The sequence below is a fragment of the Acinetobacter sp. D009 genome (assembly GCF_038562025.1).
Taxonomy (GTDB): domain Bacteria; phylum Pseudomonadota; class Gammaproteobacteria; order Pseudomonadales; family Moraxellaceae; genus Acinetobacter; species Acinetobacter pittii.
Genome location: NZ_CP151886.1, coordinates 2,202,796 through 2,227,290 on the forward strand (window position 1 = coordinate 2,202,796; position 24,495 = coordinate 2,227,290).

The following is a 24,495-nucleotide window of genomic DNA, read 5'->3' on the forward strand; positions in this document are numbered from 1 at the left end:
TTCAAACAAATTTTATATTTTTAAAAATAAACACCAAGTGATTAAATTTTAATTCAATTTACAACAATTAAATTATATTAAATTAATAGAATTATTTTTTAACTTACACTGGGAAATTTAAAATTATCTTGATATTAAATTATAATAATAAAAATCAACAATATAAAAATATCATATAGCAAAAAACCAATTAAAAATGCCTATTATTTTTTAATTTTATACTGATAAAAAAATCATTTGTTTTATTTATATTAAAAAGCAAACAAATCAAGATAAATTAGAAAAACTTAATAGATTTTTTATTTTATTCATGTTATTTATTATCGCTAAATAAAAGCAATGATTAAGCGATTGTTGGTGAAACAAAATGCTATTCAAGGATGCTTCTTATTCAAACAAGTTATGAATATGTTTTACATGGTATGTATTTTGCTTAGGAAAAGCAGTCATATTCAACAAACTTTTACTTCGTCACTTCATAAGGATATTTTCGATGTTGACTAAAACTGTTAAATCTTTAGGTTTAGCGATGGGCTTATTAGCCTGCTCTCTCCCACTTTATGCAAAAAATAATGTTGTTGTAGTTGCGACTGGCGGTACTATCGCTGGTGCTGGCGCAAGCTCGGCAAATAGTGCAACTTATACTGCTGCAAAAGTTCCTGTTGATACGCTAATTAACGCAGTTCCACAAATCAAAGATTTGGCAAATGTAACTGGTATTCAAGCATTACAAATCGCTTCTGAGAGTATTACTGACAAGGAATTATTAGAAATTGCTCGTCAAGTTAATGAGCTTGTTAAAAAGCCATCTGTTAATGGTGTCGTAATTACACACGGTACAGATACTTTAGAAGAAACAGCATTTTTCTTAAATTTGGTTGTTCATACTGATAAACCGATTGTACTTGTTGGCTCAATGCGTCCATCAACTGCTCTTTCAGCTGATGGTCCACTTAACCTTTATAGTGCAGTTGCTTTAGCAGCTTCTGATGATGCGAAAAATAAAGGCGTTATGGTTCTCATGAACGACTCTATTTTTGCTGCACGTGATGTAACTAAAGGTATTAACATTCATACAAATGCTTTTGTAAGCCAATGGGGCGCTTTAGGTACATTAGTTGAAGGCAAACCATACTGGTTCAGACAGTCTGTAAAACGTCATACAAATGCTTCAGAATTTAATATTGAAAATATTAAAGGCGATGCACTTCCGACTGTACAGATCGTTTATGGTTCGGACTCTATGCTTCCAGATGCATATGAAGCGTATGCAAAAGCTGGTGCTAAAGCGATCATTAATGCAGGTACTGGTAACGGTTCTGTACCAAAATATATCGTACCAACCTTACAAAATCTCCACGACAAAAACGGTATTCAAATTATCCGTTCATCACGTGTCGCACAAGGTTTCGTATTACGTGATGCAGAACAACCCGACTCTAAATATGGTTGGGTAGCAGCACATGATTTAAACCCTCAAAAAGCGCGTCTTCTTGCAGCTTTAGCTCTTACTAAGACTAATGACACAAAAGAAATTCAGCGCATGTTCTGGCAGTACTAAGTTTTTCAACCAGCCCAAACACAAAGTTTGGGTTGGTCTTATTTCTTAAAAATAAGCTCTTTTATATTAAATCTGTATAATAGATATTCAAATCATTCTTCTTAAATAATAAAATCCTTAACAGTTTGCCAAAATATTAAGCATTTCGTTTTAACTTTGCGTGCTAAACTATGCTGCAGTCGTATTAAGGATTGGTTTATGCAGTTTGTTCATCTCGGTATTTATACAGAATTTTCGATTACAGAGTCGATAGTTCGCATACCTGACTTGGTCAACGCTGCGGTTAAAGACCAAATGCCTGCGCTGGCATTAACCGATCTATCAAACCTTCATGCTGCGGTAAAATTTTATAATTCTTGTTTAAAAAAAGGGATTAAACCGCTTTTAGGTAGCACAATTCGCCTTGACGATGCTCAACATCGTGCAACTTTACTTGCAATGAGTAATGTAGGTTGGAAAAGTCTCACCGAAATCGTTTCACGCGGTTTTATTGAAGGGCAACAACTTAGTATCCCATGTGTACAAAAAGAATGGGTACTTGAACAACATCAAGATATTATTGTTTTACTTGGTCAACATAGTGATGTGGGTCAGATGCTTTGCTCATCTAACCCTCAAAAAGCAGCTCCGCTTTTAGAAGCATGGATCGAAAAATTTGGTAACCGTGTTTATCTGGCTTTAACACGTACCGATCGTCCCGGTGAAGAAGACTTTATTCAAGAAGCCGCTAAACTTGCTGCCCAATATAATGTCGGTGTAGTTGCGCATAATGATGTGCACTTTGTAGAAAAAGAAGATTTTGAAGCACACGAAGCACGTGTTTGTATTGCTGATGGCTATGTATTAGCAGATGACCGTCGTCCACGCTTATATAGTCCTGAGCAACATTTTAAAACCTCGGACGAAATGATCGAGTTGTTTTCAGATATCCCAAGTGCTATCGAAAACACCTATAACATTGCAAAACGCTGTAATGTTAGCCTACAACTAGGCACCTACTTTTTACCTGACTATCCAATTCCAGATGGCTTTACCATTGACACTTACTTTGAGCATTTGTCAAAAGTAGGTCTAGAAGAACGTTTAGATTATCTCTACCCTGTCGAAAAACGTGGCGAAGACTGGCCAGAGATTCGAAAACCTTACGATGAACGAATTGATTACGAAGTCGGCATTATCCTCAAAATGGGATTCCCGGGTTACTTCCTTATCGTCATGGACTTCATCCAGTGGGCAAAAAATAATGGCGTTCCTGTAGGACCTGGACGTGGTTCAGGTGCGGGCTCACTCGTTGCCTATAGCTTAAAAATTACTGACCTTGATCCTCTTCGTTACGATCTACTTTTCGAACGTTTCTTAAACCCAGAACGTGTTTCGATGCCTGACTTTGATGTCGACTTCTGTATTGCCGGACGTGACCGCGTCATTGATTATGTTTCCCGTACCTATGGACGTGAAGCCGTATCACAAATTGCAACTTTCGGTACGATGGCAGCAAAAGGTGCAATTCGTGACGTTGCGCGTGTTTTAGGTAAATCTTACGGTTTAGCTGACCGTATCTCAAAAATGGTGCCTACGAAACCACTCGGTGTGGACTTAGCCACTGCTATCGAGATGGAACCCCAGCTTAAAGATATCGTTACCAATCCATCTAACCCAGATAATGATGATGCGAGTGAAATCTGGGAAATGGCTTTAAAATTGGAAGGTATCACCCGAAATACCGGTAAACATGCCGGTGGTGTTGTTATTGCACCCGGTAAGATTACCGATTTCTCGGCTGTGCTTTGTGATGAAGATGGAACAAGCCGTGTTGCTCAATATGATAAAGACGATGTAGAAGCAGCAGGTCTCGTCAAATTCGACTTCTTGGGTTTACGTAACTTAACCGTTATTGAAGATGCAATTCAAAATATTAATAAAAATCGCGATAGTAATGATCCGCTCATTATTTCGCATGTTCCACTTGATGATGCTAAAGCATATTCAGTCTTTGCCGATGCAAATACAACCGCGGTATTCCAGTTTGAATCCGTCGGCATGAAACGAATGCTTAAAGAAGCACGTCCAAGTAAATTTGAAGAGATTATTGCATTCGTATCATTGTATCGTCCTGGTCCAATGGATCTTATTCCTGACTTTATTCACCGTATGCATGGTGGAGATTTTGAATATCTTCACCCACTTCTTGAAGGTGTATTAGAGCCAACTTACGGGATTATGGTTTACCAAGAACAGGTGATGCAGACAGCACAGATCTGTGCGGGTTATACGCTCGGTGGCGCGGACTTACTACGTCGTGCAATGGGTAAAAAGAAACCTGAGGAGATGGTTAAGCAACGCCAAATATTCTTGGCAGGTGCTGCTGAAAAAGGAATTGATGAAAGTACAGCCAACCATATCTTTGACTATATGGAGAAGTTCGCAGGCTATGGTTTCAACAAATCTCACGCCGCAGCTTATGCCCTCGTTGCCTACCATACTGCATGGTTAAAAGCACATTATCCTGCTGAGTTTATGGCAGCGGTAATGTCATCGGAAATGCAGAACACCGACAGTGTTGTATTTTTAATTGATGACTGCCGAAATAATGGCCTAGAAGTTTTACCACCATCAGTCAATATGTCGACTTATCATTTCCATGCGAGCGATGATAAAACTATTGTGTATGGTTTAGGTGCAATTAAAGGCGTTGGCGAACAAGCGATGCAGTCAGTTATTGACTCTCGTCGACAATTTGGTCCTTATACAGATCTATTCGATTTTTGCCATCGTATTGATTTGAAGAAAATCAATAAGCGTACTCTTGAAGCATTGATTCGTGCAGGTGCACTCGATTGCTTGGGAATTGAACGTGCAAGCCTAATGGCACAATTGCCTGAGGCGGTTCAAGCTGCCGAACAAGCGCGCAGCAATCGTGAAAGCGGTATTATGGATTTATTTGGTGAGGTTGAAGAAGTTCAGCGTAAGCCTGCTAAACCCGTTAAACCGTGGAGTGATGAAGTTCGTCTAAAAGGCGAAAAAGACACGCTTGGTCTATATCTCACTGGTCACCCAATTGATGTTTACCGCCAAGAGCTTAAAGCTTTTATTCCTGTAAAACTTAATGAAATTACGGCTACACGTCGTGGTGTTACAACAGTGTATGCAGGTTTAGTCATTGACGTCGCAAACTTCCCAAATCGCGTAGTTATTGTACTAGATGATGGTACAGCTCGTATTGAAGTAAGTTGCAACCATGAACGTTTCCAACGTTTTAAAGATATTATCCAAGTTGAGCGTGTTGTCGTCTTTGAAGGCGAAATTTATGAAAGAGAAGGCTTTGAACGTCCGATGGGCCGTTTAACTAAGGCTTTTACTTTAAATGAAATACGACAAAAACGTGCTAACAGTATTCAGATCAAATTAACAGAAGAGTTTATGCAAGCCACTTTGGCAAAAGATTTACAAAACATAATCTTGCCATTTTGCAATGTAGATATGCATCAACATATCACTTTACAACTCCTGATTGATCAACCTTATGCTCAAGCCGAGCTTCAACTTGGTCCGCAATGGAAAGTTGCTCCTCTCGATGAATTACTTGCTAAACTCAGAGATTATTTTGGTAAAGATAATATTTATATTGAATATCAAGTAAAGTCGAAAGCAGCTAAAGCAGCAGAACCTGCTCGTCCGCAAACCGTTGCTTCCCCTCCCGCGGACATGACTATGGACGATGCATTGGATTTATACCAAAGCGAAGTTTCTCAATATTCGTAATTTCTGGAAATCTTATGAGTTCGTTTGATCACAACACTGTGTCAAAACAATTAGCACAAGTGCGTATTGTCATGGTAAACACTACCTTGCCTGCCAATATTGGCAGTGCTTTACGTGCCATGAAAACAATGGGGCTAATTAAATTAGTTCTTGTTGCACCTAAAACATATCCTCACCCAGACATACAAGCGCTTGCTGCTGGTGCTCAGGATTTATTTGAACATCTTGAGATTGTCGATACTTTAGAAGATGCTATTAAAGATTGCCATCTAGTGTTTGGAACAAGTGCACGTAGCCGCACCATTCCTTGGCCTTTACTTGACGTAAGACCTGCTGCCAAAGAAGCCATTAAAGCCACCTCTCAGGGACAGCAAATTGCGATTGTTTTTGGCCGCGAAGATCGTGGTTTAACTAACGAAGAATTAGCCCTAGCAAATTATCATTTAACAATTCCTGTCAATCCTGACTATGGTGTATTAAATGTTGCGCAAGCAATTCAAGTGGTATGTTACGAGCTTCGCATGTCAGCTCTGGAACAAGAAAACGTGGATCAAGATGCAGATGAAATGCCATTAGTCCAAGGTCAAAGCATGCAATGGGATGAACCATTGGTGACTCAAAAACAAATGGAAGAGTTTTATCCTCATCTAGAGAAAATGCTAACCGAAATTGAATTTTTAGATCCAGATAATCCACGTTTGTTACCTTTACGCTTGCGTCGTTTATTTGGTCGTATACAATTAGATCGTATGGAATATCATTTACTTCGCGGTATTTTTAGTCGTGTACAAGCCCTAACCAGTGGTAAATGGAAAAAAGCATTATCTGACAAGGAGGATCAACCCAATGCTTAAACAGCTGAAAGAAGATATAAAGGCTGTATTTGCGCGAGATCCTGCTGCCCGCAATACACTCGAAGTTCTCACGACCTATCCTGGCATTCATGCGATTATGATGCATCGTGTTGCTCATGAATTATGGCAAAAAGATTGTAAAGGTGCTGCTCGCCTTCTTTCTTCATTTAGTCGTTTTGCAACAGGCATTGAAATTCACCCAGGTGCCAAAATCGGTAAACGTTTTTTTATTGATCATGGCATGGGTGTTGTGATTGGTGAAACTGCTGAAATTGGTGATGATGTTACGCTTTATCATGGTGTGACCTTAGGTGGTACAACATGGAAGACTGGCAAACGTCACCCAACTTTAGAAGATGGTGTGGTTGTTGGCGCTGGTGCAAAAATTTTAGGTCCATTTACGGTTGGTAAAGGCGCTAAAGTCGGTTCAAATGCTGTAGTGACCAAAGCAGTCCCTGCTGGTGTGACCGCTGTAGGAAACCCTGCTCGCTATATTTATAAAGATGCATCCGACAAGAATAAAGATGAAGAACGTCGCCGTGATTATGCGCAAAGTATTGGCTTTGCCCCATATGCGACAACTGCTGATCAGTCAGACCCTATTTTAGAGGGTATGCGCGTTTTACTTGATCGTATTCAGCATAATGAAACGCGTATGAATAATTTATGCCAGCGTTTATCAGAGCTAGATCCGAGCTTCAAAAAAGAAAGTCAGGATGAACAGCCTTTTAGTGATGAAGAACTGAAAATTATTGAAGAAGTTCGTCGTGAATGCGGTGCGCAAGATAAGACATCAAAAACGTAATATTCTTGATTCATAATGTAACACGCTTACCCTTGCATGTCTGTTTAGCTTTTCCTAGACTTACCTGTACCAAATCTGACTTTACTAAAATGAACGGAAGATCCTATGAATTTTAAGCCTTTGGCATATATAATCCTTGCGACCTCAAGTTTAACCGCTTGTACAATGGCACCCGTAAAAGAACAAAAAATTGAGCCTTTTGTTTTCAAGGAACCAGAGCTTACTCCTCCTTTTTATGCGCTAAACCCTTTTAACTATGATCAGCCACCTGCATTTGAAGTTGCATTAAAAGACGCTGCTGCACAGCCTGTAACCAAAATGGTCGTTAATCGTCAAGATGATCCAACCAAACAGCTTACTCTCGACGTCAATAAACTGATCGTTCCGACTGTCAATAATTCACAACGTTCAATGAAATACGCTGTTTTAGCCGGTGAAAATGAAATTGACGTGACTACTATTGATGACTTTTTACAGTTAGTAGAAGGTAAAGCACGTCATTACCCACCTCGCTTTACTGACCGTCAAGAACGTAAAGGCTTTGAAAGTAAACTTAAAGAAGTAACACAACAACTTGATACACTTGCTGCAAATCCAAATGCATCATTTGATATTTTAATTCGTGCTTTTAAAGCAAGTGTTCTTGCACGTAACCTTGATTTAGGTACTGTTCATACCACTAAATCTTTAGAATATGCTCAAAGACTTTTAAAGATTAATCCAGATGATGCGGAAACAAATTTCTGGTTCGGTTTTGGTTTATCTGAAGGTGGCGGTCAACGTGAAGCGATTCCATACTTAGACAAAGCCATTAAAGGTAATGTTCAAGAAGCATATTTAGCTGCTGCAAATAACTATATTGCAATGGAGCAAAAGAAAAACGCGATCCAGACTCTAAAGAACTATAAAGTTAAATATCCAGATGAAGCGGAAATTGCTGACCGTTTAATTCAAGAAATTGAAAAACAAGGTCGTTGGAACGTATGGCAAGTTTTAACTAACCCAGCAATGTCAGCAACTACTCCTGCTGCTGCACCTAAAAAATAAGCTTAATTCTATAAAAAGGGCTGTTTTGACAGCCCTTTTTTATATTTGATCATTTGAAAAATATTTTAAAATTTGTATGATCTACCTACCATTGAGCCACTATATTTTGACCAAATGTTTTCAATAAAAAGAAGTAAAACACTGTTGACGGTCATACTACTCGGTTCAATTCTGAGTGGTTGTCAGGTCGTAAATGTTAAACAGCAAGCTTTGAATGTAACGATTGCAAATGAACGTAATAGTATTCTTACCCAAGATAAACTTAGCGAAGCGAGTCTGAATGTTTTATCAATGTCTGGTCAGGAAGCTAAAGTTTGTACAGATACACCTGAAACCTGTGTAAATCAACTCAAAAACCTTCCTCAAATTTTAGATGAACAGTTCTTATCAGCAGCAAGCGAGATGTATCTCGCAAAAGCAATGGCTTTATCAGATACGTCTGACTGTAAAGTAAGTAGATTTACTAAACATAAATCTGAAGAAGAACAAAAGAATATTCTGAATAGATATGATGATTGCTTAGACCAGCAATTGAGTCTATTAGATAAAAGTATTCGCTATAGCTATGCCTATCTATTTTCCACAAAGCGTAAGCCTAACGACCGTATTTTTGATAACAGACAAGTTCAAATACGCGACTTTTATAATCAAGCCATTGCCAAAATGGTCGGTGTTTATGACTTAAGACACCCAAAGAAAAATGTTGTTGAACCACAAATTCATATTGGTAAGAGTATTTATTCAATCGATTTTGAATTTCATAAACAATTAACGGGTCAAAAACTAGAAAAATTAATTTCAAGTTATAACCTGAATTTTTCTGGCTTAAGAACCATTAACCGCCGCGATGGTTTTGGCTCCGAATTTGTGGCTGTTTTTCCAAGTTCAGGAAATGAAGATATTAATGAATATATTCTAGATCCACTTAAATATAATTATAAAAATGGTGTTAATCCAAATATTCATAATGCACGCTACTTAGCTGCGACTATTGTAGCTGAACCCAAGCACGCGACCACTGTCGAAGAAATTATTAATAATCCAGAATTCGTGATTCGAGTTTATGACCCATATCGAACAGATAATATTAATGTAGCAGGCAAACAATATCCTCTAGCAGCTAACTTTTCAGCACCTTATGGCCTATGGTTAGCCGAAAACAATTTAGGGGTTGCAGCTTATTTAACTCTGATTGACCGCGATCAGCATTTAACTATGCCGCATCTCTATATGCTTGAACCATATAATCCGAACAAAAAAATTATCGTGTTGGTACATGGTTTAGCAAGTAGCCCCGAAGCATGGATTGCACTGACCAATGATGTTATGGGCGATACGGTTTTAAGAGACAATTACCAAGTTTGGCAAGTTTTCTATTCGACCAATATGCCAATTTTGGAAAGTCGTTTTCAGATTTATGCACTCTTGAAACAAGCTTTTGGTTCATTAAACCCAAGTGACCCTGCCGCGCATGATGCGGTCCTTGTTGGACATAGTATGGGAGGTATTATCAGCCGTTTACTGGTCAGTGATGGAGATATTACTAAACCTGCCTTAGAGTTGATGACGATTCGTCAGCAAAACCGCTTTAAAAAACATCCAATGGTTACTGAACGATTGCAAATGCATTCAATCAATAATTTTGATCGTGCAATTTTCTTGGCTTCTCCTCATCGCGGTACAGATTATGCGGATCGTTGGTTTACCTTGGCAGCACGTAAAATTATTCGTTTACCGGGTGCATTTTTGTCGGCTGTAGCGACTTCACTGACAACTGAAAATTTAGATGTTAAAGATTTCTTAAGTAATATTGATAATGGTTTGATTCAAAATGGACCGAGCGATCTAAGTCATCAATCTAAATTTATGGAACTCACAAAAGATATTAATCCACACCAAGGATTAGTTTTCCACTCTATTATGGGTAACATCACCAAGAGTGATGATCCAAATGTGATTACCGATGGTATTGTCCCTTATAAGAGTGCTCACTTAGAAGGTGCAAAATCTGAGAAAGTTCTTCCAGGTGGTCATTCAATCCAACTGACACCACAAGCTGTATTAGAGTTACGTCGTATTTTACGAGAGCATTTAGTCGAACACGGTTTATATAAACCATAAAAAGAAAAAGAGCCAAAGGTTATCCTTTGGCTCTTTCGTTTTGGACTTAAATTTTATTGCCCAGAACGGATGATGTAATCAAACGCAGAGAGTGATGCTTTAGCGCCTTCACCTGTAGCAATAATGATTTGCTTGTAAGGTACAGTGGTACAGTCACCCGCAGCAAACACACCTTGCACATTGGTTTCGTTGCGGTCATTCACAATAATCTCGCCTCGGTTGGTTAACTCAACTTCACTGTCTTTCAAGAAGTCAGTGTTTGGCAGTAAACCAATCTGTACAAAGATCCCTGCAAGCTCGACCACATGCTCTTCATCAGTCGCACGGTCTTTATATTTAAGACCAGTCACTTGTGAACCATCACCTAACACTTCTGTACTTAAGGCATTCATAATCACCGTTGTGTTTGGCAAGCTATGCAATTTGTTTTGCAACACTTGGTCAGCACGAAGTTTGGTATCGAACTCAACTAAAGTGACATGCTCAACAATCCCTGCAAGATCAATCGCTGCTTCAACACCTGAGTTACCGCCACCAATCACGGCAACACGTTTGCCTTTGAACAATGGACCATCACAGTGTGGGCAGTACGCGACACCACGGGTACGGTATTCTTGCTCACCCGGTACATTCATCTCTCTCCAACGTGCACCTGTAGAAAGGATTACAGTTTTCGATTCAAGTTTTGCACCGTTTTCAAGTTCAACCGCAACCAAGCCATTTTCAGTCTGGTTTGCACCTGTGATTTTGCTGACACGTTGCAGGTTCATGATATCGACATCATATTCACGAACATGTGCTTCCATCTCGGCAGCAAACTTAGGACCTTGCGTTTTTTGCACAGATGTGAAGTTTTCAATGTCCATGGTGTCCATGACCTGACCACCAAAGCGTTCAGCCACGATACCGGTATTAATACCTTTACGTGCAGCATAAATTGCAGCTGTTGCGCCCGCAGGACCACCACCAATCACCAATACATCAAAAGCATCTTTGGCATTCAGTGCTGCTGCGTCTTTTTCAGCAGAGTTGGTATCAAGTTTCGCCACTATCTCTTCAAGGGTCATACGACCTTGACCAATGTGCTCATTGTCTTGAAATACCATTGGCACAGCCATGATTTTGCGTTGCTCAACTTCGTCTTGGAAGAATGAACCGTCAATCATGGTTGCCGTGGTGTTCGGGTTATAAATGGCAATCAGGTTAAGCGCCTGTACTACATCAGGACAGTTATGACAGCTTAATGATACAAACACATCAAAGTTTGCTTTGAGGTTTAAACCTTTAATCTGGTTGAGCACTTCATCAGACACTTTAGGTGCATAGCCAGAGACCTGTAACAGTGCCAAGATCAAAGATGTAAACTCATGGCCCATTGGCAAGCCTGCAAAGAACACACGAGGCTGTTCACCTGCTTTAGCCACACCAAAGCTTGGACGACGTGTATTGTTACCGTCAAAACGGGCAGTCACCTTGTCAGAAAGTTCGGCGATTTCAGTGACGAGTTCTTTAATTTGAGCTGCTTTATCTGATTCATCTAAAGCAGCAACTAATTCGATTGGACTTTCTAGACGTTCTAAGTAAGCTTTTAATTGAGTTTTAATGTTTTGATCTAACATCTGTTTTTACTCCAATGCATCCAAATTCTTTCAATAGATGCATAGTACGTGAAAATATAAAATAGGTGAAACAGTATGTTTTTATATATTTGATCGGTTTTTTAGATTTAATTATTATTTACTTCAAATCAAATAAAGCCAACCTGAACTCATCCAGCGCAGGTCGGCAAACTGGTTGAACTATAGTAAGACCACACCAAATACAGCCCCAGCAATCAAAACATGTAAAGGATGAACCTTTTTAATTAAAGATAATAAAGTTGCAATGACTACCATAATAATAAGTAAAGTATTTATGGCAGCTGCCTCAGAAATAATCCACGCACTAGCAAGTACAGTTCCGACAGTGACAGGTTGTAAAGCAAGTTGTAAAACACGGCGCCATTTCTTATCTTTAAATTTTGACCAGCCTCTCATTACAAACACAGTAATAAGAGATGAAGGTAAAAATTTAGCGATAGAAGTCACAAGTAGACCTGACAACCCTGCTACATGCCATCCCACCAAAGGTACAATCATCATGTTCGGACCAGGTGCAGCTTGAGCCATGGCGAACAATGCACTGAATTCTTGTGCCGTCATCCAGTGATGAATATCAACTACTTGGCGTTGCATCTCAGGCAAAATTGTATTGCCGCCACCAAATGCAATAAGAGACAATTGAGTAAAAATGATCGCTAAAGTAAGTAGAACTGCACCCATTACACACGTCTCCAAATGATAGCTGAATAAAATGCCAACAAAATCAGCATCGTCACAAGTAATGGAACTTTCAGAAAAGCTATACTGATAATTGCAGCGAGAACTACGCAAATCGCTAATGGATTACGTAATAATGGCTTAAGCATTTTCAAACCTGTTGCAACCAGAAGTCCAGCTGCCGCCGCCGCTAAACCTTCGAAAAGATGCTTAACCATTAAATTATCTTGGAACTGCTCATAGACATAATGTAAAAGTACAACAATTATCGTAGGTGCAAGGATCAGACCAATGATTGAGCTCACTGCCCCACGAACACCGCGAAACTCCATGCCAATCGCAACCGATAAATTAATAATATTGCCGCCTGGTAAAAATTGACACAGACCAAGTAACTCAGTGAATTTTTCAGGGCTTAACCACTGTCTCTGCTCTACAATAACTTTACGGGCTAAAGGCAGCACGCCACCGAATCCAATTAAACCTAATGTTAAAAAACCTAAAAATAACTCTGTGCAGGTCGGGACACTCTCCTTCTGCACAGCAATCTCAACATGGTTCATTTTCGTTACTTTTCACTTTATCTGACCAAGATAGAATGATACTTTTGTGATATATCTACAAATGCTTTTATTTTCATTAACCATACCATAAAGGTATTCCTATGCTCGATTTACATAAGCTCCATGCCTTTGTTGTGGTAATTGAAGAAAGGAATATTACGCATGCCGCAAACCGATTGTTTATTCAACAGCCGCCTCTAACGCGTTTACTTAAAAAACTCGAAGAAGAACTTGGTACACAATTACTTATTCGCCAGCCTCGAGGAATTGAACCAACTGAGGCTGGTTTAGCCTTATTTAAAGAAGCACAACTTTTATTAGAACATGCGCGCCATATTCCAAAATTAGTCCAAGATGTTAGCCAAGGTAAAACTGGACAACTCAATATTGGTTTTACAAGTTCCGCAGGTTTGCATCCGCTTATTTCACTAGTATTGCGCTCATATCGAGAAATATATCCAAACGTACAAACCAAACTTGAAGAAGCAGGCAGCCAAAAACAATTAGATCGATTAATCTCCGAGAAACTTGATATTGCTTTTTTAAGAGCACCGATCAGCCGTGATATTGGGTTAAAACATCACCATATATTAGATGAACCAATGATGGTGGCATTGCCTATAGGCCATCCACTTACACGAAAAGAAAAAATTAGTTCAAATGACTTATCAGATGAAAATTTTGTTTTATACCGTCGTTCTTCAGGACAAGGTTTATATGACAATATTTTATATAGTTGCTACCAAGCAGGTTTTAGTCCACGCATTATTCAAGAAGCGCCTCGACCTACCGCTACATTAAATTTAGTTGCTGCTGGAATTGGTATAACGATTGTGCCGGCCTCAATGCATAATTTTTGGGAACATGAAATTGTATATCGCGAGTTTGATGATTCAATGAAACTAAATGCGCCTCTTTACCTGATTACTCGGGAAAATGAGAGTTCTGCCAAAGTTTCAAACTTTATTGAACTATTACAAAAACTTTTGCCCACAATGGCCTGAGTGTAAAAGCTAAACAATAAAAAGTGCCTATATAAAGGCACTTTTTTAAAGTCATTTTTAACAAAAAATAGTATAAATTTTGCTACGTTTTTAAGAGTAATACTTTTTCTTCAGCCAAAGCGAAACTGAAACCAATGAAATCAGCACAGGTACTTCAACCAATGGTCCAATCACTGTGGTAAATGCCACAGGTGATGCCAAACCAAATGTTGCAATGGCAACCGCTAAAGCTAATTCAAAGTTATTACCTGCCGCAGTAAATGAAATAGCGGTGGTGCGTGGGTAATTATTCCCCATACGTTTACTCATAAAAAAGCTAATGAAGAACATCACCACAAAGTAAATCGTGAGTGGAATCGCAATACGTAATACATCTAAAGGTAAGCTCACTACATCACCACCTTTTAGGCTAAACATCGCCACGATGGTAAAAAGTAAAGCAATTAAACTAATTGGGCTGATTTTTGGTAAAAATTTAGTTTGATACCATTCCAACCCTTTCGACTTGACTAAAATCAAACGCGTCAAGAACCCCATTAAGAATGGAATACCTAAGTACACCAAAACCGCGTGTGTAATAGTCCAGAAATTAACATCAATGACTTGCCCTGCTACACCAAAATACGGAGGTAAGAAAGTTAAGAAAAGCCATGCGTAGGTACTAAAGAACAAAATTTGGAAAATACTGTTAAAGGCAACCAAAGCTGCAACGTATTGGTTATCACCACAAGCAAGACCATTCCAAACCAAAACCATTGCGATACAACGTGCTAAGCCAATTAAAATAAGGCCAGTCATATACTCTGGATAACTATGCAGAAAAACAATCGCAAGAATGAACATTAAAACTGGAGCAATAATCCAGTTCTGTACCAACGATAAAGTTAAGGTTTTCTTATCTTTAAATACTTCTGGTAACGCAGCGTAGTCAACCTTTGCTAAAGGTGGATACATCATCAAAATTAAGCCGATTGCGATTGGAATATTAACGTTATCTACACTTAATTCATTTAAAGACCCAGATGCCTGAGGAAAGAAAACTCCAATGGCTAAGCCTAAAGCCATCGCAATAAAAATCCATAGCGTCAGGTTTCGATCTAAAAAGGAAAGCCCTTGTTTGGTCATGTTCTACTCGAAGAAAGAATTGATTAATTTTGCTCAATACACACAAATGACTAATGCATTTATGCTAAAAAAATCCGAATTTTTAAGACAGAAATCTAGGAAGATTAATCACAGCACGTTGTCGTGATGAAAGGCTGATCCTGTTGTTTTACTCTTGTCTCAGTCTCATCATTTCCGATCACTTTTAAAATATCTAAAGCCCAAATAGGTAAATCAGGATTTAAGCTGTAATAGACCCACTGGCCTTTTCTTTCATCCAGTAATACGCCATGAGTTCTTAATAAGGCCAAGTGTCTGGAGATTTTCGGTTGGCTCAACTCAAGCTGTTCTGTTAGCTCACAAACACAAATATTTTGTTTATTTAGAACTAATTTAAGAATATTTAACCGAGTTTGGTCAGATAGACATTTAAAGAAATCGACTTGGTTGATCATATCTTCAACAGAATATATTCGTTATTGCAAATATACGGATATCCATATATAAATGCAATATCTTAATTTGACAATAAATTTACCATGACTGAGCTAGTGAAGATTTACCATAACCCTGCTTGCGGAACCTCACGCAATACATTGGCGCTTATTCGTCATGCAGGAATTGAACCTATCGTTATTGAATATTTGCAAACACCACCAAGTAAAGATGAATTGATTCAACTCATTAAGGATTCAAACCTAACTGTACGTGAAGCAATCCGTAAAAATGTTGATCCCTACAAAGAGTTAGAGTTGGAACAAGGCCATTGGACCGATGAACAGTTAATTGATTTTATGGTTCAGTACCCAATTTTAATTAATCGCCCATTTGTGGTTACACCAAAAGGCACGCGACTTTGCCGCCCTTCTGAGATTGTATTGGATATTTTAGATACACAAAACTTAAGCTATTTTGCAAAAGAAGATGGTGAAGTAATCATTGATGAACAAGGCCGCCGTATAAAGTAATTGAAGATATTTATTAATATAAAAAGCTAAATGGCATGGCACCATTTAGCTTTTTTGAGTGAAATGGATTAAAAATAGGATTTGATAAAAGGAAGCAGTTGCTCTCCTATTACCATGCCTAATAAACCGACTAATGCAACAAGAGGTGGAGCTGGTGACTTAACATTTAAGACGTAATATAAGACACCAACAAGCAACCCTACAGCCAAAGATAACAAGTACATTTTCATCGTACATACCTTAGAGAATCAAGCCATTTAATCAGCAGGTTCCCATACTGTTTTATTTAAAATGCAAAACACGAGCACCCAAGTGCGCCCCAGAAAGATTTTTTATCCTTATCATTTACAGGAACATCAAGCATCCAAGCATGGCTATGCCCATGCATGCCACAACTGCTAGCACATTCACACAATGCACTTTGTGACTGTAATGATTGATTCGAAGGTGCATTACGATTTTCGGATAAACGCCACTGACCACCAAAGCGTTTTACCGGCGACCATGTTGGAGATGCTGGCGGTAACGGCGGATCGTCGTGCTTAAACTCAGCCCCTGCATATACCACTTTTCCACCCAATACAGTGAGTACAGACTCAATCCACTGGATATCTTCCGCTTCAACTTTGAAGTAGTCATCTGACAGCACAACTAAGTCGGCAAGTTCCCCTGCTGTGAGTGAACCTTTGACATCTTTTTCACCTGAGAACCAAGCTGAACCTTTAGTCCAGAGTTTGAGTGCTGTTTGACGGTCTAATAGATTTTTTTCCTCATAGAGAGGTAAACCGCCGACTGTTTTACCTGTACTTAGCCAATACAAACACACCCAAGGGTTATAAGAGGCAACACGAGTCGCATCTGTCCCCGCACCCACAGGAACACCGAGTTCTAACATTTTCTTAACGGGTGGCGTTGCCTGAGCGGCTTCGGCACCATAGCGTTTTACGAAAATCTCACCTTGATATGCCATACGGTGTTGAATGGCAATACCACCACCCAACGCGCCAATACGTTCAATATTACGCTCAGATACAGTTTCGGCATGGTCAATAATAAATCGTGTCGCAAATGGCTGTTTTGAATTGACGCGCTCAAATACATTCAGTAAGCGATTAATACTTTCATCATAAGTTGCATGAATACGGAATGGCCATTTCTTTTCAGCCAAGTGTTCTACAATAGCTTCGAGTTCGCCTTCCATTTTGTCTGGTAAATCTGGACGTGGCTCATAGAAATCTTCAAAGTCACCCGCTGACCACGTCAGGTTCTCTCCTGCTCCATTCATTCTAAATAGCTCATCACCATCACCCGGAAATGTCATTTCTGTCCAGCGACGATAATCATCAAGCTCTTGGCCTGCCTTCTGAGCAAATAGGTTATAAGCAATACGTACGGTCATTTGATTTTGATCGTGTAATTGCTTAATCACATCATAATCTTCAGGATAGTTTTGACCGCCACCGCCCGCATCAATTGCTGAAGTAATACCTAATCGGTTCAACTCACGCATGAAATGACGAGTTGAATTGACTTGATCTTCAACTGGCAATTTTGGTGCTTTCCCTAAGGTCGAATACAAAATCATAGCCGATGGCGTAGCAAGCAAGAGACCTGTTGGCTCACCTTTTTCATTTCGTACAATCTTGCCGCCAGGCGGGTCCGGTGTGTCTTTGTTAAAGCCCAATACATCAAGTGCAGCTCGGTTCAACAAAGCACTGGCATATAGATGTAAAACGAATACAGGAGTATCTGGTGCAGCTTTATTAATTTCTTCTAAAGTCGGTAAACGCTTTTCGGCAAACTGGAATTCAGTCCATCCGCCTACGACACGAACCCATTGTGGAGCTGGAGTATTGTCTGCTTGTTCTTTGAGTAAGCGTAACGCATCGGCAACAGATGGCACACCTTCCCAGCGCAGCTCCATATTGTAATTTAGGCCACCACGAATAATATGCAAATGACTGTCATTTAGACCTGGTATAACGCGACGGCCATTTAAATCTACAACTTTGCTTGTTGGAGTTGCGAGTTTCATTACCTCATCATTTGTACCCGTGCGTAATACTTTACCGTCTGCAATCGCAATTGCTTGTACTTCGGGGTTCTGAGGATCTAGTGTTGTGATTTTACCGTTTATGAGTATGAGGTTTATTTCGGTCATTCTGAACTCCATTCTTGTGAATTATCGTTCTAAAAAATAAAGGCATATCTGTATTAATATCACTTAAATATTGAATACTAGACATGCCTTTACCTAAATCAGTACTGTTTTATTTTGCAGGAACTGGTGCAAGTACTTCGTGTTTTGATGTTGTACGTTCAGGAGCCTTATGTACCATCGTATAGGCATAGTCCACACCCATACCATAAGCACCAGAATGCTCACGTACAATTGCCATAACTGCATCATACGTATCACGATGTGCCCAATCACGTTGCCATTCGAGTAAGACTTGTTGCCAAGTTACCGGAACAACACCAGCTTGAATCATACGTTGCATGGCATAGTCATGTGCCTCTTTCGATGTACCACCTGAAGCATCCGCGACCATATAAATCTCATAATCCCCTTCAAGCATCGCACCAAAAGCGAAGGTGTTATTACACACTTCTGTCCACAAACCTGAAACAATCACTTTTTTACGATTATTTTTTGCAAGCGAATCACGTACTTTTTGGTCATCCCACGAATTCATTGAAGTACGTTCTAGTAATGGAGCACCTGGAAATACATCTAAAAGTTCTGGATAGGTATGACCAGAGAAGCTTTCAGTTTCAACCGTTGTAATGGTGACAGGAATATTGAATGTTTTAGCTGCTTTTGCTAATCCTACAGTATTATTCTTTAATACTTGGCGATCTATTGACTGTACCCCAAAAGCCATTTGTGGCTGATGATCAATAAAAATAACCTGACAATTGGTTGGTGATAGTTGTTCTAAAAGTGATTTATTCATGGGTAAACTCCATTATTCCTTATGAGTAATGCATCAAAATTGCTTACTGGTTATTATGAAAACAGATAAAAATGTAAAAGCATAGACAGCAAATCAGCACGAATCTGTATTCTGTACGAATACAATCAAAACAATGATTGCTTTTTAATTTTTATAGTTTAATCATTGATATATATTTTTTTACCTTTCGCTTATCCATGGATCGATTAGACTGTATTTCCACTTTTGTAAGTGTTGTAGAACATGGGAATTTTAGTAGCGCAGCCAGAGCACTCGATATTTCTCGTGACTTGGTTGCCAAACGTGTTTGCTACCTCGAAAATGACCTCAGAACCACACTTTTAACTCGAACAACAAGACAGATGAACCTCACCTCTTGTGGGGAAAAGTTTTATCAACATAGCAAAGTCATTTTAAGTGAGTTCGAATGGGCTGCCTATGAAATTAGCTACAATCAGCAGTACCCAGAAGGCGAACTCAAGCTCAATACGCCAATGTCTTTTAGCAACATTTTTCTTCAACATATCATTTCGGACTTTATAGAGAAATATCCCAGCATAAAAATTGATTTATTCATGACTGATCAGCTATTAGACATGAATAATAATAAATTTGATTTAACCATTCGTGTAGATGGCTCTCCTCCTAATTTGGCAAATAGTAAAATATTAAATACCTATCAACGATATTTATATGCTACACCTGAGTATTTTAATCAGCATGGATTGCCAGATTCATTAGAAGAACTTAAAGAACATAAGTTTCTAATTTACTATCAGGATAGCCGACATAAGAAGTTGATCTTTCAAAAAGATCAAAAAGAAGTGTCCTTTAATTGCTTCCCTGTGATGACCTGTAATAATGGTGAATTATTATTAGATATGTGCTTGAAAGATCACGGTATTGTTTTTCTTCCAGAGTTTATTGCAGAGCCTTACTATAAAGAAGGTAAATTACAGAAATGTTTGGAGGACTACACCAGTCAGCCGCTTCACCTATATGTTACATGGCCAAACCGTAAGATTTTATCGAAGAAAGTAAAACTATTTATTGATTTTTTAACACGTCAAATCGTTCCTATAAAATAACCAAACCGGGCCTTTTCCATAGGTAATTGGCCCATGATTTTCAGTTAGTTTGACTGGTTTCAATCTTCTTATTTTTAAATAAATTTAATAAATTTTGTTCTGCTGACGCTGTGCTGTCTTCTTCAATAAAGGTCGTCGCGTAGTGTTCTAAATGTTCTTCCATCAATTGAGTTGCTCGCTTTTCATCGCCTTGCTCAATGGCATTTAAAATTGCACGGTGTTCATCAGCCGAACAATTATTATGTTTTGGAATTTCATATAAGCCAATTAATAACGAAGTCCTTGCAATAAGCGTCTGCAAATAACTAGTCATAATCGTATTTTGATTTGCTTCAATCAGCTTTAAATGAAATTGCCCCGATAGCTTAATCCACTCGGCCCAATTGCCAGCTAAACGCTCATGAGACTCTTGATCTACTAAGCCTCGAAGCTCACTAAAATCTAGGTTATGTGACTTTTGAGCTAACTTTTTTACAGTGGCGATTTCAAGCATGCTGCGTGCTTCAAAGACCTCTTTTGTCTCATGAGCGCTATGTTTTGCGATGAGTGCCCCACGATTGGGCTGAATTTCGATGACCTTATCATGTGCAAGTTTGACGAAAACACGTCTTAACACTCCTCGCGTTACCCCGAATGCTTCACACAAAGGTGCTTCAACTAGACGTGCGCCAGGGGCAAGTTGTCGATTTAAAATAACATCTACAATAGCGTTATATATATGGTCATCAATTTCATCATTGCTCATTTCTAAGGCTTTTTTTGGTGCATTCGATGGCATTGATTTCTCCATTTTTATTAACGCCTTCTCTTTCTAAAACTTTGTCTAATAACTGTAGTGTAAGTTTAACTTAAGCGTTTTGGAATATTGCTCTCATTTCCAAAACACTAATGTTGAGCTAAACAATTCAATATTAGACTTCTAAATATCCACTTATACACCTAACTTTACTTACTTTTTATAAAAAATTAAGCACTTCTCATTTTATAAATTTGTCTCTTCATATCCAAAATTCATACCAGTTTAAATAACTCATAAGCGCTACTTCTTAAATTTGGCATAACTTTTGCTCAATTAAAATTGTGCACAATATAAATATCACATTGTGCACAATTTTAATTTCATTCTTTTAGACAGAAAAACAATGCTGCTGAAAGTGCCTCCATCTTAAGGAAGTGAGTGTTCAAGATGAATAATACCGAAGCAATAATTAAACCCTCTTATGATGCAAAATTGACAAATCAAGACTTAGCTCCTTTAAAAAAGCAAACATGGGGCGCTTATAATATTTTTGCTTTCTGGATGTCTGATGTTCATAGTGTCGGCGGTTATGTCATGGCTGGGAGCCTTTTTGCACTCGGGCTGAACAGCTGGCAGGTACTTTTATCTTTACTCATCGGCATTGCCATAGTTCAGTTTTTTACAAACCTCATTGCCAAGTCTAGCCAACAAACAGGCACGCCCTATCCTGTTATTTGCCGCGCAACCTTCGGTGTGCTTGGTGCAAATATTCCTGCTGTTATTCGGGGTCTTATCGCTGTCGCGTGGTATGGCATTCAAACCTATTTGGCCTCAAGTGCATTCTTATTAGTCATTTTAAAGTTCTTTCCAGAATGGTCACCCTATGCTGATGTTTCAACTTACGGCTTTCTTGGGCTTTCCTATTTAGGATGGGTTGGCTTCATGCTGCTTTGGCTACTACAAGCGATTGTTTTTTGGTCTGGCATGGACAGCATTCGTAAATTCATTGACTGGGCAGGTCCAGCTGTCTATGTTGTGATGTTTGCGATGGCAGTATGGCTCATCTGGAAAGCTGGCTGGCAAAATATTGATTTAAACTTGAGCGGTGTTCAATACGACGGCTTTGCGGTTGTACCTGTCATGATTGGTGCTATTGCGCTTGTTGTTTCATATTTTTCAGGGCCGATGCTGAACTTTGGTGACTTCTCTCGTTATGGCAAAAGCTTTAACGCGATTAAAATGGGTAACTTTCTTGGACTACCGATTAATTTCTTAGGCTTTTCTTTACTTACTGTAGTTTGTATTGCAGCAACGCTTCCAGTCTACGGTAAGCTCATTACCGACCCTGTCGAGATGGTTGGAAAACTTGATAATACTTTTGTGGTTATTTTAGGTAGTTTGACCTTAATGATTGCCACCATTGGGATTAATATTGTCGCTAACTTTGTTTCACCTGCCTTTGATTTTTCCAACGTTTCACCGAGCAAAATTAGCTGGCGCATGGGTGGAATGATTGCAGCAGTTGGTTCGATTTTCATTACCCCATGGAATTTGTTTAATAACCCTCAAGTGATCCATTACACCATTGATATTTTAGGCGCATTTATCGGTCCACTTTTTGGTGTATTGCTCGCCGATTTTTACCTCGTTAAAAAACAAAAAATCGAAGTAGATGATTTATATACCTTAGATCCCAAAGGTTCGTATTGGTACAAAAATGGTTATAACCACTCTGCGTTTTATGCCTTAATTCCAGCTTCATTAATTCCTATTCTCTGCGTACTTTTACCACAATTATCTGCACTTGCTAATTTCACATGGTTTATTGGGATGGGATTCGGTTTTGTCATTTACCGATTTCTTAACCAACCGCTTGCCCATGCTAAATCGGCAATGACTAAGGTAAAAGTACAATGAAAATTAAAATTATTAATCCTAATACCACCCAAAGTATGACTGACAAAATTGCTGCATCAGCAAAGATAGTCGCAAGTTCTGGTACTCAAATTATTGCAGTGAGTCCTCAAATGGGCCCTGCAACAATTGAAAGTTATTATGATGAAGCTCTAAGTGCCGTAGGTGTCTTAGAAGAAATACGCCAAGGTGAACAGCTAAATGTAGATGCCTATATTATTGCCTGTTTTGGTGATCCTGCGCTTTATGGTGCACGTGAAATGACTTCAGCTCCTGTGATTGGGATTGCAGAAGCAGCTATGCGAACTGCAAGTTATATCAGTACTGGTTTTAGTGTGGTCACAACCTTACAACGCACAGTAAATATGAGCTGGCATCTGGCTCATCGCTATGGTGCTCAACCCTTTTGCAAAAATGTTCGGGCATGTGATATCGCAGTTGAAGAGTTGGAGCTTCCTGACTCAAATGCCTATCGGACCGTACGAAATGAATGCAAAAAAGCGCTCGCTGAAGATAAAAGCGATGCGATTGTTTTGGGCTGTGCAGGTATGAGTGATATATGTCTAAAGCTACAAAATGAGTTAGGCGTAATCGTTATTGACGGCGTTGCTGCAGCCGTTAAACAAGCTGAAATGCTAGTTCAATTAAATTTAAAAACCAGCAAAGTCGGTGATTGGGCCTCACCTCCTGTAAAGAACTACACAGGTATATTGTCGGGTTTTGGAGCACAATAGAGATAACTTACTGTTTCAATTCCAACTCAAAACGCTACGTTGGAATTGAAACAAAGAATAATTAAAGGAATTAAGCCTCTGCTAACTCTGGCTGTTGTTCTTCTTTATAAAATGGCACATCACCGTTAATAGTTGCACGGTGCATGATGCGATGAGCATCGCCATAATCAAATAATGCTTTATGTTGTGTGCAACGGTTATCCCAAATCGCGACGTCACCATCTTGCCACTTCCAACGCAAATGAAATTGCTCTTGGGTCGCATGTTCAAACAAGAAATCAAGTAATTGCCCACTTTCTTGTTCAGGTAACTCATTAATGCGAGTGGTAAAGCCCTCACTTACAAACAACAAAGGCTCACCTGTAACAGGATGGGTACGCACCACTGGGTGAACCACTGGTGGGTTACGCTTAAATGTTTGCAAAAGCTTTTCACGTTCTTCTTCGTTATGAGCAAAACGTTCAAGCGGAAAAGACTTACGAATATCGTGGGTTGCAGTTAAGCCACGTAGTTTTTGCTGTAACTCAAGCGGAAGCCCTTTAAAAGCTGCTGTGTTGCTCGACCATAATGTATCTCCGCCTACAGGTGGAATTTTAATGGCTTGCAACACACAACCTAAAGGCGGGGTTTTACTAAAAGTCACATCTGTGTGCCAAAGTTCATTGTCACGCAAATCTTGTTTCCAGCTATCGAGTACCATCACTTCAGGTACATCTTCAATTGAAGGATAAATCGGGTGCACATGTAAGCTACCAAAACTGCGTGCCAAGTCTGCTTGTGCTTGCGGTGCTAATTGTTGCTTTCGAAAAAAAATGACCTGATGATCAAGCAAAGCCTGCTGGATTTGTTGCGTTGTCTGTTCATTTAACGCATTCAAATCAATATCGTGAATAATTGCGCCAATGGTAGGCTTGATCACTTCAATATTTAAGTTTGCTACTACTGTATTCATCTTC

At 39.1% G+C, this 24,495-nt stretch carries 21 protein-coding genes; 11 read left to right on the forward strand and 10 right to left on the reverse strand.

Annotated features, from left to right (window positions below; all coding sequences use genetic code 11):
* Positions 1-493 precede the first annotated feature (493 nt).
* The 6 genes from AAC388_RS10485 to AAC388_RS10510 all read left to right on the forward strand — a co-directional run bounded on the left by AAC388_RS10485 (position 494) and on the right by AAC388_RS10510 (position 10,150).
* A complete protein-coding gene (locus AAC388_RS10485) occupies positions 494-1,561 on the forward strand; it encodes a type II asparaginase (protein WP_014206524.1) in 1,068 nt (355 codons plus the stop codon).
* A gap of 198 nt (positions 1,562-1,759) precedes the next feature.
* Positions 1,760-5,323 carry a DNA polymerase III subunit alpha gene (gene dnaE, locus AAC388_RS10490; RefSeq protein ID WP_325794539.1) on the forward strand — a complete coding sequence of 1,188 codons (3,564 nt, stop codon included), beginning with the start codon at positions 1,760-1,762 and terminating at the stop codon, positions 5,321-5,323.
* A 14-nt stretch (positions 5,324-5,337) separates the two neighbouring features.
* Positions 5,338-6,177 carry an RNA methyltransferase gene (locus tag AAC388_RS10495; protein ID WP_032006696.1) on the forward strand — a complete coding sequence of 280 codons (840 nt, stop codon included), beginning with the start codon at positions 5,338-5,340 and terminating at the stop codon, positions 6,175-6,177.
* Positions 6,170-6,982 carry a serine O-acetyltransferase gene (cysE, locus tag AAC388_RS10500; RefSeq protein ID WP_002114303.1) on the forward strand — a complete coding sequence of 271 codons (813 nt, stop codon included), beginning with the start codon at positions 6,170-6,172 and terminating at the stop codon, positions 6,980-6,982. Before AAC388_RS10495 ends, cysE begins: the two co-directional genes overlap by 8 nt.
* Before the next feature lie 105 nt (positions 6,983-7,087).
* Positions 7,088-8,029, forward strand: coding sequence for a hypothetical protein (locus AAC388_RS10505; RefSeq protein WP_002114503.1), 942 nt, complete (start codon positions 7,088-7,090; stop codon positions 8,027-8,029).
* Between the two features lie 114 nt (positions 8,030-8,143).
* Entirely contained in the window at positions 8,144-10,150 is a 2,007-nt protein-coding gene (locus AAC388_RS10510) for an alpha/beta fold hydrolase (protein ID WP_039760644.1), read from the forward strand.
* 53 nt (positions 10,151-10,203) lie between these two features.
* Here AAC388_RS10510 and ahpF read toward each other — a convergent pair whose 3' ends face one another.
* The 3 genes from ahpF to AAC388_RS10525 form a co-directional block, all read right to left on the reverse strand.
* Positions 10,204-11,769, reverse strand: a complete 1,566-nt coding sequence (gene ahpF, locus AAC388_RS10515) for an alkyl hydroperoxide reductase subunit F (protein WP_342370558.1) — start codon at positions 11,767-11,769, stop codon at positions 10,204-10,206.
* A 180-nt stretch (positions 11,770-11,949) separates the two neighbouring features.
* Entirely contained in the window at positions 11,950-12,471 is a 522-nt protein-coding gene (locus tag AAC388_RS10520; protein WP_342370559.1) for a chromate transporter, read from the reverse strand.
* On the reverse strand, positions 12,471-13,031 hold the full coding sequence (locus tag AAC388_RS10525) for a chromate transporter (protein WP_014206517.1): 561 nt from the start codon (positions 13,029-13,031) through the stop codon (positions 12,471-12,473). Before AAC388_RS10525 ends, AAC388_RS10520 begins: the two co-directional genes overlap by 1 nt.
* 101 nt (positions 13,032-13,132) lie before the next feature.
* On the opposite strand from AAC388_RS10525, the gene AAC388_RS10530 reads away from it, so the two are divergent.
* Complete coding sequence (locus AAC388_RS10530) at positions 13,133-14,035, forward strand: LysR family transcriptional regulator (RefSeq protein WP_014206516.1); 903 nt, start codon at positions 13,133-13,135, stop codon at positions 14,033-14,035.
* A 90-nt stretch (positions 14,036-14,125) separates the two neighbouring features.
* Here AAC388_RS10530 and arsB read toward each other — a convergent pair whose 3' ends face one another.
* Positions 14,126-15,160 carry an ACR3 family arsenite efflux transporter gene (arsB, locus tag AAC388_RS10535; protein ID WP_320540317.1) on the reverse strand — a complete coding sequence of 345 codons (1,035 nt, stop codon included), beginning with the start codon at positions 15,158-15,160 and terminating at the stop codon, positions 14,126-14,128.
* Positions 15,161-15,264: 104 nt separating this feature from the next.
* Complete coding sequence (locus tag AAC388_RS10540) at positions 15,265-15,594, reverse strand: metalloregulator ArsR/SmtB family transcription factor (RefSeq protein WP_039760625.1); 330 nt, start codon at positions 15,592-15,594, stop codon at positions 15,265-15,267.
* A gap of 84 nt (positions 15,595-15,678) precedes the next feature.
* Here AAC388_RS10540 and arsC point away from each other — a divergent pair, with 84 nt between their 5' ends.
* The gene (gene arsC / locus AAC388_RS10545; protein WP_206216011.1) at positions 15,679-16,107 is read left to right on the forward strand and encodes an arsenate reductase (glutaredoxin); all 429 of its coding nucleotides are present in this window, start codon (positions 15,679-15,681) and stop codon (positions 16,105-16,107) included.
* A gap of 68 nt (positions 16,108-16,175) precedes the next feature.
* Here arsC and AAC388_RS10550 read toward each other — a convergent pair whose 3' ends face one another.
* The 3 genes from AAC388_RS10550 to AAC388_RS10560 all read right to left on the reverse strand — a co-directional run bounded on the left by AAC388_RS10550 (position 16,176) and on the right by AAC388_RS10560 (position 19,064).
* A complete protein-coding gene (locus AAC388_RS10550; protein WP_000784879.1) occupies positions 16,176-16,337 on the reverse strand; it encodes a DUF1427 family protein in 162 nt (53 codons plus the stop codon).
* A gap of 56 nt (positions 16,338-16,393) precedes the next feature.
* The gene (locus tag AAC388_RS10555; RefSeq protein WP_342370560.1) at positions 16,394-18,268 is read right to left on the reverse strand and encodes an amidohydrolase; all 1,875 of its coding nucleotides are present in this window, start codon (positions 18,266-18,268) and stop codon (positions 16,394-16,396) included.
* A gap of 109 nt (positions 18,269-18,377) precedes the next feature.
* Positions 18,378-19,064, reverse strand: coding sequence for a hydrolase (locus AAC388_RS10560; RefSeq protein ID WP_086376602.1), 687 nt, complete (start codon positions 19,062-19,064; stop codon positions 18,378-18,380).
* 197 nt (positions 19,065-19,261) lie between these two features.
* On the opposite strand from AAC388_RS10560, the gene AAC388_RS10565 reads away from it, so the two are divergent.
* Positions 19,262-20,152, forward strand: coding sequence for a LysR family transcriptional regulator (locus AAC388_RS10565; protein WP_005802433.1), 891 nt, complete (start codon positions 19,262-19,264; stop codon positions 20,150-20,152).
* Between the two features lie 40 nt (positions 20,153-20,192).
* On the opposite strand, the gene AAC388_RS10570 is transcribed toward AAC388_RS10565, so the two are convergent.
* The gene (locus tag AAC388_RS10570) at positions 20,193-20,942 is read right to left on the reverse strand and encodes a GntR family transcriptional regulator (RefSeq protein ID WP_342370561.1); all 750 of its coding nucleotides are present in this window, start codon (positions 20,940-20,942) and stop codon (positions 20,193-20,195) included.
* A 396-nt stretch (positions 20,943-21,338) separates the two neighbouring features.
* Between AAC388_RS10570 and AAC388_RS10575 the strand changes: the two genes are divergently transcribed.
* The gene (locus tag AAC388_RS10575) at positions 21,339-22,808 is read left to right on the forward strand and encodes an NCS1 family nucleobase:cation symporter-1 (RefSeq protein WP_342370562.1); all 1,470 of its coding nucleotides are present in this window, start codon (positions 21,339-21,341) and stop codon (positions 22,806-22,808) included.
* Positions 22,805-23,539 (forward strand): aspartate/glutamate racemase family protein, encoded by a 735-nt coding sequence (locus AAC388_RS10580; RefSeq protein ID WP_161282065.1) that lies wholly within the window; start codon positions 22,805-22,807, stop codon positions 23,537-23,539. Before AAC388_RS10575 ends, AAC388_RS10580 begins: the two co-directional genes overlap by 4 nt.
* A 70-nt stretch (positions 23,540-23,609) precedes the next feature.
* Here the strand turns inward: AAC388_RS10580 and tauD are convergent, their stop codons facing one another.
* Positions 23,610-24,491 (reverse strand): taurine dioxygenase, encoded by an 882-nt coding sequence (gene tauD, locus AAC388_RS10585; protein ID WP_161282064.1) that lies wholly within the window; start codon positions 24,489-24,491, stop codon positions 23,610-23,612.
* Positions 24,492-24,495: the final 4 nt, after the last annotated feature.